Here is an 11,078-nt window from a genome sequence, read left to right as displayed (position 1 = left end):
ACGATCCGACTTCGCGTCGGCCACCGCCTCGTCGGCGTCCCGGCGCCAGCGGGGCTCGCGCCACGGCACCGGCGGCGGGGCGTCCGCGGCCTCGATCAGCTGCCCCCGGCCGGCCGCGTCCGCCACGGCGTCGGCGGCGGTCGCGCGCGGATCGCCCCGCCCCCAGCGCAGCCGGGTCCGGGTCAGGGCGACCTGGACGGCCTCCTCGGCGCCGTCGGGGTCACCGGTCAGCCGCAGGGCGGAGGCCAGCAGCGCGCTCCGCTCGTCGAGGGCGAACCGGCGGAACGCCGCGTCGACGTCCTCCCGCATGCCGGTCCTCCGTGGGGTGCGCTCCTGCTGGCCGCGCTCAGTCTCCCGCCGCGACCGGCACCGGGGGGAACGCGGCGTCGATGCGGGCGCTGCGCTCGGCGGCCCGGTCCCGGAACTCCCCGTGGGTGACCACGTAGAGCTCGCCGGCGCGCACGGCGTCGACGACCCGCGTCCCGACCTCCTCCGGCTCGATGAACCGCAGCCGGCCGGCCTCGGCGAGGTCGACGTCGTAGAGGCCGGAGGGCCCCGTCGCCGGCCGGGTCCGGAGGCTGGCCTTGATGTTGCTGTGCACCGCGCCCGGCAGCAGGGCGGTGACGCCGACCCGCGAGCCGGCCTCGGCCAGCTCGGCGGCCAGCACCTCGCTGATGCCGAGCACGGCGGCCTTGCTGGCGACGTAGGGGGCGACGTTCGGCGGCGTCACCAGCACCGACATCGAGGAGGTGTTGACGATGTGGCCCCAGTCGGCGTTGCGCTCCAGCACCGGCAGGAACGCCTGGATGCCGTGCACGACCCCGTAGAGGTTGACGTCGAGCACCCACCGCCAGTCGTCGAGACCCAGCCGCGCCACCGGTCCGAACGGGCCGACGCCGGCGTTGTTGCAGACGACGTGCACCTCGCCGAACTCGGCCACGGCTCGGTCGGCCAGGGCGGCGACGCTGTCGGGGTCGGTGACGTCGGTGCGGACGCCGAGCACGCCCAGCTCCCGCGCGGTCGCGGCCAGCGCGGCCTCGTCGACGTCGGCGATCACGACCGAGCACCCGGCGTCGAGGAAGGCCCGGGCCAGGCCCTTCCCGATGCCGGAGGCGCCTCCGGTCACCACGGCCGTCGTGCCGGGGAACTCCACGGTGCGGGACACGCATCTCCTCCAGGTGGGTGGCATCAGGTGAGCTGGTAGCGCTTGAGCTTGCGGTAGACGGTGGCGCGCGAGATGCCCAGCCGCTGCGCCACCGCCGCCCGGTCGCCGCCGGTCTCGCGCAGCGCCGCCAGCAGCGCCTGGCGCTCCAGCCGCTCCATCTCGCCCAGCGGCCGGCCGGCGGGCCCGCCGCGGTGGTGGGCGGGGAGGTCCTCCGGCCCGATCTCCGGCCCGGTGGCGCGCAGCCGCGCGGTGGACAGCACCTGCAGCAGCTGGCGGACGTTGCCCGGCCAGTCGCCGGCGGCCAGCGCCGCCTCGGCCCGGGCGGACAGCGTGACCGGTCCGCCGTCGCGCTCCGCGAGGTCGGCGAGCAGGTCGCGGCACAGCGCCGGCACCTCGCCACGGCGTTCGCGCAGGGGGAGCACGGTCAGCACCACCGGGAAGCTCTCCCGCAGCAGCGCGGGCACGTCGCCGGGGTCGCCGGCGGCGGTGCCCGCCACCGGGCCGCGGGCACCGGCCAGCAGGTCGGCGACCGGGCGGACCAGCGCGGCGGGGAGATCGGGGAGGGAGCCGAGCAGCACCGGGGCGGGCCGGTCCTGCAGGGCGGCGGCCAGCGTGCGCAGCCACGGCTCCGGATCGAGCCGGGCCAGGGCGCACTCCAGCTCCACCGGCTCGCCGGCGGCGCGCAGGGCGGCGCGGGCGGTGTGCCGCTTGCCGGTGCCGCGCTCGCCGGTGAGCAGCGCGGGGGTGCCGGCCGCCAGCGCCCGGGCCATCAGCGCGCCGATGTCCGCCGGGGGCCGCTCCGGCGGGAGGTCGGTGTGCCCCGGGCCGACCGGCTCGAGGACGAGGACGGCGGCGTACTCGCCGCGCGGCTGCTCGACCGGAGTCACCGTGATCGTCACCGCGGCGCCCGAGCCGAGCCGCCGGCGCAGGGTGCGGCCGGCCCGGCCGGTCTCCTCCGCGATCCGGCGGAGCAGTTCCTCGTCGGCCTCGTGCACCAGCTCGCGGGCGCGGGTGCTGACCACGCACAGCTGCGAGGTCACCCCCACCACCGCGGCCCGCGACCGGCGGGACACCCGGGAGTAGGCCTCGAAGAACTCCCGCTCGCCGTCGCTGCGGCTGGCCAGCAGCTGGCCCTCGATCGACCGGCCGAGCTCCACGACCAGCGGCAGGACGGCGGCCGAGGCGTGCTCCCGGCGCGAGTGCACGCCCAGGGTGCCGACGTAGCGCCGGGTCGCGGGGTCGCGGATGACCACGCCGGTCGTCGTGAGGCCCTCGCTGTCGGTGCGCAGGTGCTCGGTGCCCGAGACGAGGAAGGGCCGCTGCTCCTCGTGCGCGCAGCCCAGGCCGTTGGTGCCGATGACGTCCTCGGCGAAGCAGGTGCCCGGCGGCAGGTGCATCTCCAGCAGCCGCCCCGGCGGCGGCTCGTCGCCGACGACGGTGGTGAGCAGCCGGCAGGCGCGGTCGGTGAGGAAGCCCCACGAGCCCAGGTCGGAGATCTGGTCGCGCAGCCGGTCCATGATCGGCTGGGCGACCGCGGCCAGCCGGGTGCCCGGTGTGGACTCCTCGTCGACCGGGAAGCGGGTGTCCTCCGGGTCGACGCCGGCCAGCAGCGAGCGCCGCCAGGAGCGCACGATCTCCGGGCGCACCCCGGGGACGGCGGCCGGGTCGACGGTGAACGGGTCGCGCGCCAGCACGTCGGCCTTGGCGGCGCGGACGGCGTCCCACTCCGCGGGGGTCCGCGGCACCCGCGGGCCCGCGGCGGAGGAGGACGCCGTCGTCACGCGGCCCCGGTTCGATGGCGTGACTCCGCGCCTCGGTCGGCTCCTCGCTCGTTCCTCACTGCGATGCTCCCGAGGCTGTCGTCACGCGGCCAGGCGGACCGGCGCGCCGCGCAGGCCGCGGGCCTTCGGCATGACCTCGCGGGAGAACAGCTCCAGGCTGGCGCGGGCCTCGTCGTAGGGCATGCCGCCGAAGCAGGGCGCCACCACCAGCTCGTAGTCGCCGAGGACGTCGCGGATCGCCTCGATCTGGCCGAGGATGCGCTCCGGGTTGCCCCACAGCGCGGTCGCGGCGTAGTCGTTGGCGGCCTTCTCCAGGCCGATCTCGCGGAAGTACGCCGCGCTCTCGGCGTAGCGCTCGTGGCCCTTGGTGGTCGCGAAGTGCTCGCCGGCCATCTCGTAGTGGTCCACGTTGGACATGAAGAAGCGGTTGACGTACCGGAAGTGGCGCTCGCGGGCCAGCTCGTCGTCCTCGTGGCAGTACATGTTCACGTTGAGCGAGATGGGCGGGGCGACCCGGCCGTGCTCGGCCTCGAACAGCTCCCGGTAGCGGGTGAAGTTGGGCATGAGCGCGGGCACCGGCCGGACGATGAACGACATCATCTGGGCCTCCAGCTTGGCCGCCATCACCAGCGAGTCCGGCGATCCGGCGACGACGTACCGGCGGCCGCGGAAGGTGGCCCGGGGCCGGGGGCGCAGCTCGGCGCGCGGCTGGGGGTAGAAGGGCCCGTCGCCCTCGATGACGCCGGTCTCCAGCGCCTCGAAGATCATCGGGGCGGCCTCGTCGAAGCGGTCGCGGGTCTCGTCCAGCGGGATCCGGAAGGGCACGTACTCGCGGCGGGAGAGCCCGCGCCCCAGGCCGAGCAGCAGTCGCCCGCCGGAGAGCGTGTCGAGCATCAGCGCCTTCTCGGCCACCCGCAGCGGGTCGTTCCAGGGCACGATCACCGCGCCCGTGCCCAGCTTGATCTGCCGGGTGCGCCCGGCGACGTGCGCCAGCACGAGCAGGTTGTCGGGGCACAGCGAGTAGTCCTCGAAGTGGTGCTCCACGGCCCAGACGCTGTCGTACCCGAGCGCCTCGGCCCGGACGGCGAGGTCGACCTCGCCGGCGTACATCTCCTGGTCGGTGAGCTCCGGGTCGAGCTTCCCGAAGCCGAGGTTGATGCCGATGCCGAGCTCCACTGCGCCGCCTCCAGGTCCGTACGTGGGTCGTCTCCGCAGCACGGTAGGTGACCTGCGGCGGCGCGCCGTCTCATTCTGAGACCGGCGTCTCCTCCAGCACACCCGGGTTCATGATCCCGAGCGGGTCGACCGCCGCGCGGACCCGCCGGGTCAGGTCCAGGACGTCGGCACCCAGCTGCTCGGCGAGGACGTGCCGCTTGGCGCGACCGACGCCGTGCTCGCCGGTGACGGTGCCGCCGGCCGCGATCGCGGCGCGGAGGATGGCGGTGAACGCCGCGTCGGCCCGCCGCCGGGAGTCCGCGTCGCCGGCCTCGTAGCGGATCGCCGGGTGCAGGTTCCCGTCGCCGGCGTGTGCGAAGACGGGGATCTCGACGTCGTGCTCGGCGGCGATCGCCTGGATCCGCTCGAGGACGCCGGGCAGCCGGTCGACCGGCACGCAGACGTCCTCCGGCAGCAGCGGGCCGCGGGCGTCGAGCGCCGGGCCGGTCGCCCGGCGCGCCTCGAGGAACGCCTCACCCTCCGCCGGGTCGTCGGTGGCGAGCACGTCGCGGGCCCCGGCGTCGCGGCAGCAGCCGGTCATGAACTCCAGGTCGGCGGCGCGGGCCGGGCCCGGGGCGTCGGACTGCGCGATGAGCAGCGCGCCGGCCGTCCGGTCCAGCCCCATCGGGCGGAAGTCCTCGACGGCGTTCACCGCGGCCCGGTCGAGCAGCTCCAGCATCGACGGGCGCACCCGGGCGCCGATGGCGATGACGGCCCGCCCGGCGTCCTGCGGGGTGTCGAACCAGGCGACGAGGGTGGCGGCCGGCTGCTGCGCGGGCACCAGCCGCAGCACCGCCCGGGTGACGACGCCGAGGGTGCCCTCGCTCCCCACGAACAGGCGCAGCAGCGGGAGCCCGGCGACGTCCTTGACCGTCCGGCCGCCGAGGGTGACCAGCCGCCCGTCGGGGAGGACGACGTCCAGCCCCATCACGTAGTCGCTGGTGACGCCGTACTTCACGCAGCAGATGCCGCCGGCGTCGGTGGCGACGTTCCCGCCGATGGAGGAGATCCGGAACGACCCCGGGTCCGGCGGGTACCAGAGCCCGTGCGCCGCGGCGGCGTCCTTGACCGCGACGTTGAGGGCGCCGGGCTCGGCGACCGCCGTCCGCGTGACCGGGTCGATCTCGACGGCGGTCATCCGCTCGGTGCTCACCACCAGGCAGCCGTCGACCGCCGTGGCACCGCCGGCCAGGCCGGTCCCCGCGCCGCGCGGCACGACCGGCACCCGGTGCGCGGTCGCCCAGCGCAGCGCCGTCTGCACGTGCGCGGCCGTCCCGGCGCGGACGACGGCGGCCGGCCGGCCGGCCGCCGTGGCGCGGGTCCAGTCGTGCCGGTACTTCTCGGTGCGCGCGGGGTCGGTGACGACGACGTCCGCGGGCAGGGACTCGACGAGCTGGCGCAGCGCGGCGTCGTCCATGCCCGCAGCCAACCACCCGGAGCGGCCCCCGCTCAGCTGATGGGCTGACACCCCCGCGGCTCCGGCTCCGGGCGGCCGGAGATGCTGCCGTCGGCAGTGTCGGCCTGGCTCCGCCGGGCCTCGCCGCCGCAGGACGTGTCGTCCGGCTCGGTGCATGCGTCCTCTGTTCGCGCGCCGTCCATGCGGGTGTCGTCGTCCATGAGCGCACCACGCAGATCGGCACGCGTGAGGTCCGCGCCCCGGAGATCGGCGCCTCGCAGGTCGGCGTTGCGCAGGTCGGCGTCGGGCAGCGTCGCGTCGGCCAAGCAGGCGCACCTGAGGTCGGCGTAGTAGAGGTAGGCGACCCGCATCCGCGCTCCGCGCAGGTCCGCCCGTACCAGGGATGCGCTCCCCAGGTGGGCGAACTGCAGGTTGCTGGCTGACAGGTCGACGTCGTTCAACAGGGCGAGTGCGAGGACCTTTCCCCGCAGGTGGATGCCCTGGAGGCTGTACGGGCCCTCGATCGGGTCACCGTCGCCGTCGCGTGGCGGGCTGAAGCCGGTGAGGTCGTGCTCGGTGGCCATCTGCAACCGGAAGTCGCGCTGCTCGTCGCTGACCTCCAAGGCGAGCTGGAAGCCGAAGAGCAGGACGCCGACCACCGCCCCGCCCAGGACGGCGATCGCCAAGTTGGTGGCGTTGACCGCGTGCGGCGGCCGATCACTGTCCTTGTGTCGGATGTAGAGGACCGTGGCCAGGCCGCCCAGGAGGAGGGAGAGGGCGAGCGCCGCGAGTGCCACCGTGCGGTCGGCAGTGGACGGCAGGAACAGCGTGACCAGCACGGCGACGACTACGAAGGTCACCAAGGTCGTGGCGGCCACAACCAGCGTCACGTGTGCGCGAGCCCAGGCCATGCCCCACCTGCCGACGTCGGGTGTGCGAAGGCGGGCAACACACCATGGCGGGCGTCACGGGAATGTCACCGGACGAGAACGACGGCGTCGATCTCCACCGCGATGCCGAAGGGGAGCTCGGCCATGCCCACCGCCGACCGGGCGCCGCGCCCGGCGTCGCCCAGGACGTCGGTGAGCAGGTCGGAGCAGCCGTCGACGACGGCGGGGATGTGCGTGAACCCGGGCGCGCAGTTGACCATCCCGAACAGCTTCACCACCTGGCGGACCCGGTCCAGGTCGCCGAGCTCGGCGCGCAGCCGGGCGAGCAGCTGCAGGCCGACCAGTCGCGCCGCCTCCCGCCCGGTCCCCGGGTCCAGCCCGCCCTCGCCCACCTTGCCGGTGAGCATGGTGCCGTCGGGGCGCACCGGGCCCAGGCCGGAGAGGTACAGCAGGTCGCCGGCGCGGACGGCGGGCGCGTAGTTGGCGCGCGGGCTCGAGGGCTCGGGCAGCTCGATGCCCAGTTCGGAGAGTCGTTCCTCGACGGTCATCGTCGGACCCTGCCGCCTCGGTGGGCTCCCCGGGAAGCCCCGTTGGGCCGACTGCCGCGATCCGGCCGACTACGGCCTGCGACGCCGCGCGCCCGACCTGCGGATTCCTCCGGTGCCGACGGTTCCGGCGGCTCGTGGCCGACGCCTAGCGTGCGCGTCGGCCACCGTGCCTGTGAAGGGAGTCACATGAGGACGATGCGCAGGACCGCCGTGGGGGTCACGGCGTTCGCACTGGTCACCGCGCCCGCCGCCGTCGCGCAGGCGGCCGGGGAGGAACACCCGGGCGACGGGGGCATCGCCACCGTGGCGACCGGCCTGTCCGGGCCGCGCCAGCTCAACCAGTACGAGGACGGCGCGCTGATCGTCGCCGAGTCCGACTCCGGGGAGGTGTCGTCGGTCGACCCGTGGACCGGGGAGGTCGAGACCCTGGTCGACGGCCTGGTGAACCCGCAGGGAGTCGCCTACCGGGACGGCCTCATCTACATCGCGGTCGGCGAGGCCGGGCCGCCGGAGGAGGGCGTCGCACTCCCGGCCGAGCCGCCGGAGGTGGGCGAGGGCGGTCCCGGCCTGATCGTGGCCGACACCGACGGCGACATCCTGCACAGGGTGGACACGCTCGCCTACGAGCTCGAGAACAACCCCGACGGCCAGGTGCAGTTCGTCGACGGGGCGCCGGTGGACTCGCTGTCCAACCCGTTCTCGGTGCTGGCGCAGGACGACCGCCTCCTGGTCGCCGACGCCGGCGCGAACACCGTCCTGGCGATCGACCGGCACGACGGTGAGATCAGCGAGTTCTTCGTGCCGCCGGTGGTCGACGACGTCCCCGGCTGCGAGGGCGCGGAGAACAACCCCGGCACGACCGGCTGCGACCCGGTGCCCACCGGCGTCGTGGAGGGCCCGGACGGGCTCATCTACGTGAGCACGCTGGGTGCCGAGGTTCCCGGCGCCTCGCGGGTGTTCGTCCTGACCCCCTGGGGCGAGGTCGTGGACGTGATCGAGGACCTGCACGGGGCCGCGGGCGTCGAGGTCGACCGGCACGGCACGGTCTACGTGTCCGAGCTGCTCGAGGGCGCCCCCGAGGGTGAGGGGCCGCCGCCGGCGGACTTCGACCCGGCCGCGGTGGGCCAGGTCGTGCGGATCGACGAGGACGGCCGCACCTACGCCCAGGTCACCATGCCCACCGGCCTGGTGCGGTCGGACGGCGAGCTGTACGCCTCGGCGTGGAGCGTCGCGGGTCTCCTCATGCTGGACCACCCCGGTGAGGTCGTCCGGATCGGGGACGACGCCTTCACCGACTGACCGCTCCACCGGACAGGGGACGTCGGCCCGCGGGCCGGCGTCCCCTGTCGCGTCCGGCGCGGCTACCCGGCCAGGGCGTCCCCGAGGAAGCCGCTGACCGCGCCGAGGGTGGCGGGCGTCTCGAAGGCCGGGTCCTCGTGGTTGGCCCCGCCGAGCAGGTGGAACGACGTCGCCACCCCGGCCGCCCGCAGCGCCTCGACCAGCCGCCGGCTGTGCGTCGAGGGCACCAGCCCGTCGGCGTCGCCGTGCAGCACGAGGAACGGCGGGGCCCCCGCGTGCACGTGGGTCAGCGGGCTGGCCTCGCGGGCGCGACCGGGGTCGTCGGCGGTGTCCTGGAGGCCGAGCAGCCGCGCCTCGAACGACGGGACGAGGGGCGGCCCGCTGATGAACGGCGGCAGCGGTCCCTCGGGCACGTCGGTGGCGCGGGCGAGCAGGTCGGTGACCGGGAAGAACAGGGCCGCGGCCTGCACCGAGCTGTCGCCCAGCTCGCCGTCGCGCGCGTCGGGGCAGAGCGCGGCCAGCGCGGCGAGGTGCCCGCCGGCCGAGGCCCCCCACGCCCCGATGCGCGCCGGGTCGACGCCGTGCCCGGCACCCTCGGCGCGCAGCCAGCGGACGGCGGCGCGGACGTCGTCGAGCGGCGCGGGGAAGGTCGCCCGGCCGCTGAGGCGGTACTGCACCGCGGCGACCGCCACCCCGGCGGCCGCGACCGGGACCAGCCGCTCGGCCGCCCGGTCGGCGCGGCTGCCCCGCAGCCAGCCGCCGCCGTGCAGGTAGACGCAGACCGGCGCGGGCTCGGGGGTCCGCGGCACGTACAGGTCGAGCTGCAGCGGCTCGCCGCCGGGCGTGGCGTAGGTCAGGTCGCGGGTGGTCGTGACGGCGGTCGGCGGCATGGTTCTCCAGGGCGGCATGGTTCTGCAGGGACGTGGGGGTGGGCCGGCCGCCGGCCTGGAGCGGGTGCTCCGCCGTCGGCACACCGCCGCTACCCTCGCCGGGTGCCGGGCAAGCCCCTGCCGGACGTGATCGCGCCCGGGCTGGACGTGCTGTTCTGCGGCATCAACCCCTCGCTCACCTCCGCCGCCCGCGGGCACCACTTCGCCCGGCCCGGCAACCGGTTCTGGCCGGCGCTGCACCTGGCCGGGCTCACCCCGCGGCGGCTGGCGCCGGAGGAGGACCGCGAGCTGCTGGCCCACGGGCTCGGCGTGACCAACCTCGTCGACCGGCCCACCCGGACCGCCGCGGAGCTGACCCCCGACGAGCTGCGGGCCGGTGCCGCCGCGCTGGCCGACCTGGTGGCGCGGTACCGGCCGCGGGTCCTGGCGGTGCTGGGGGTCACGGCCTGGCGGCAGGCGTTCGGCCGCCCGCGGGCGGCGGTCGGGCCGCAGGACGAGCGGGTCGGGGGAGCGGTGACCTGGGTCGTCCCCAACCCGAGCGGGCTCAACGCCCACCACCAGCTGCCCGACCTCGCCCGCATCTACCGGCAGCTGCTCGACCCGGCCGGGTGACTGATCGTCGGCTGGAGGTGGCGGAAACCGGTGATGCGGCTCCTCTGTACGCGGTGGTGGGCGTGCCCGTCACTGCCGCACGACCTGTGGCCTGACCGATGATTTCTCCTCGCCGTGCTGGTCTGTACGCCGAATACCGACTCACGGGAGGTGACGCCATGCGGAAACTGACCTTTGGCATGAACCTGTCCCTGGACGGCTACATCGCCGCGCCCGGCGACGACCTCGGCTGGAGCGTGCCGAGCGACGAACTGTTCCAGTGGTGGTCCGACCGGGTGGGGGCGACCGACCTGGCGCTGTATGGGCGCAAGCTGTGGGAGACGATGAGTTCCCACTGGCCGACCGCCGCCGAGCAGCCCGGCGCCACACCGGCGGAGATCGAGTTCGCCCGCCGCTGGCAGGACATGCCGAAGGTGGTGTTCTCCTCCACGGTCAGCACGGTCGACTGGAACACCCGCCTGGTCACCGGCGACGCGGTCACCGAGATCACCCGGCTCAAGGCCGAGGATGACGGCCCCATGGACATCGGCGGCGCCACACTCGCCGCAGCGGCGATGCGGGCCGGGCTGATCGACGAGTACGTGCTGGCCACCGCGCCGGTCCTGGTGGGCAGCGGCACGCCGTTCTTCACGGCCCTGGACAACTGGGTGAACCTGACCCTGGTGGAGACCCGGACGTTTCCCGACGGCGTGGTCCTGACCAGGTACGAGACCAGGCACTGAGTGCCCGACGTCGGATCGGCGCGGGCTTCGGGCCGCCCGAGGGTCTCGTGGTGCTGTGTTCCGAGGCGATTCCGATACCCCCGCCGGATCACAGGCCGTGTATGTGAGGGAACCTCAACGGGACGGTCGGGCCCGTGGTCACTGGGTCCCCGTGCCGGTGGGGTTCGTTGCCCCGGCGTCCTGTCGTCGGGGGCCTGGTGCGGCCGCAGGGTGTTGTCGGCAGCCCCCACGCCGGCGCGATGCCGGGCGAGCCGCCGCCAGTGGGTCCGTTCCGGGATCCTGGCCAGTGCTGCGAACCTCGACACCGACACGCGATGTGTCGCTCTCGTCCACAGCCACCTGCCGGGACGGTTTCTGCGATCTGCTCACCCAGACGCCTTTGGGGAGCGGTCGACTTCTGACCCTGCCCGAAGTCTGACGCACCTGATCTGTCGTAGGTCGAACGTGTGTTCGGTTCGTGGCAGCGACGGCGGTGGAGCAGGCCGGCATCGAGGAGGTGCTGGTCGGCTGGTTGGGTGAGCGGCCGCTGCTGGGCGGGCGGTTGCCGGTGGCGTTGCTGA

11 protein-coding genes are annotated in these 11,078 nt (G+C 75.0%); 3 read left to right on the top strand and 8 right to left on the bottom strand.

Annotated elements, in window-relative coordinates:
- From MY526_RS26315 to MY526_RS26285, 7 genes are all read right to left on the bottom strand, one after another.
- On the bottom strand, window positions 1-309 hold a 309-nt coding region (locus MY526_RS26315; protein ID WP_436705418.1), incomplete at its 3' end, for a hypothetical protein.
- A 37-nt stretch (window positions 310-346) separates the two neighbouring features.
- The gene (locus MY526_RS26310; RefSeq protein ID WP_436695842.1) at window positions 347-1,165 is read right to left on the bottom strand and encodes an SDR family NAD(P)-dependent oxidoreductase; all 819 of its coding nucleotides are present in this window, start codon (window positions 1,163-1,165) and stop codon (window positions 347-349) included.
- A gap of 23 nt (window positions 1,166-1,188) precedes the next feature.
- Window positions 1,189-2,946 (bottom strand): sigma-54-dependent Fis family transcriptional regulator, encoded by a 1,758-nt coding sequence (locus MY526_RS26305; protein WP_436705417.1) that lies wholly within the window; start codon window positions 2,944-2,946, stop codon window positions 1,189-1,191.
- 81 nt (window positions 2,947-3,027) lie between these two features.
- Window positions 3,028-4,122 (bottom strand): LLM class flavin-dependent oxidoreductase, encoded by a 1,095-nt coding sequence (locus MY526_RS26300; protein ID WP_436705416.1) that lies wholly within the window; start codon window positions 4,120-4,122, stop codon window positions 3,028-3,030.
- A gap of 70 nt (window positions 4,123-4,192) precedes the next feature.
- Complete coding sequence (locus MY526_RS26295) at window positions 4,193-5,578, bottom strand: FAD-binding oxidoreductase (protein ID WP_436695845.1); 1,386 nt, start codon at window positions 5,576-5,578, stop codon at window positions 4,193-4,195.
- Window positions 5,579-5,610: 32 nt separating this feature from the next.
- Window positions 5,611-6,417 carry a pentapeptide repeat-containing protein gene (locus MY526_RS26290; protein ID WP_436695846.1) on the bottom strand — a complete coding sequence of 269 codons (807 nt, stop codon included), beginning with the start codon at window positions 6,415-6,417 and terminating at the stop codon, window positions 5,611-5,613.
- 116 nt (window positions 6,418-6,533) lie between these two features.
- Window positions 6,534-6,995 (bottom strand): RidA family protein, encoded by a 462-nt coding sequence (locus tag MY526_RS26285; RefSeq protein WP_436695847.1) that lies wholly within the window; start codon window positions 6,993-6,995, stop codon window positions 6,534-6,536.
- Window positions 6,996-7,190: 195 nt separating this feature from the next.
- Between MY526_RS26285 and MY526_RS26280 the strand changes: the two genes are divergently transcribed.
- On the top strand, window positions 7,191-8,294 hold the full coding sequence (locus MY526_RS26280; protein ID WP_436695848.1) for a ScyD/ScyE family protein: 1,104 nt from the start codon (window positions 7,191-7,193) through the stop codon (window positions 8,292-8,294).
- A 62-nt stretch (window positions 8,295-8,356) separates the two neighbouring features.
- Here the strand turns inward: MY526_RS26280 and MY526_RS26275 are convergent, their stop codons facing one another.
- Window positions 8,357-9,184, bottom strand: coding sequence for an alpha/beta hydrolase fold domain-containing protein (locus MY526_RS26275; RefSeq protein ID WP_436695849.1), 828 nt, complete (start codon window positions 9,182-9,184; stop codon window positions 8,357-8,359).
- 102 nt (window positions 9,185-9,286) lie between these two features.
- On the opposite strand from MY526_RS26275, the gene mug reads away from it, so the two are divergent.
- Both mug and MY526_RS26265 read left to right on the top strand, forming a co-directional pair.
- Window positions 9,287-9,796, top strand: coding sequence for a G/U mismatch-specific DNA glycosylase (mug, locus tag MY526_RS26270; protein WP_436695850.1), 510 nt, complete (start codon window positions 9,287-9,289; stop codon window positions 9,794-9,796).
- 158 nt (window positions 9,797-9,954) lie between these two features.
- Window positions 9,955-10,518 (top strand): dihydrofolate reductase family protein, encoded by a 564-nt coding sequence (locus MY526_RS26265; protein WP_436695851.1) that lies wholly within the window; start codon window positions 9,955-9,957, stop codon window positions 10,516-10,518.
- Window positions 10,519-11,078 lie beyond the last annotated feature (560 nt).

The organism is Geodermatophilus sp. CPCC 205761, from assembly GCF_051383655.1.
In the GTDB taxonomy this organism is placed as follows: domain Bacteria; phylum Actinomycetota; class Actinomycetes; order Mycobacteriales; family Geodermatophilaceae; genus Geodermatophilus.
This window is presented reverse-complemented; position numbering and strand designations above follow the sequence as displayed.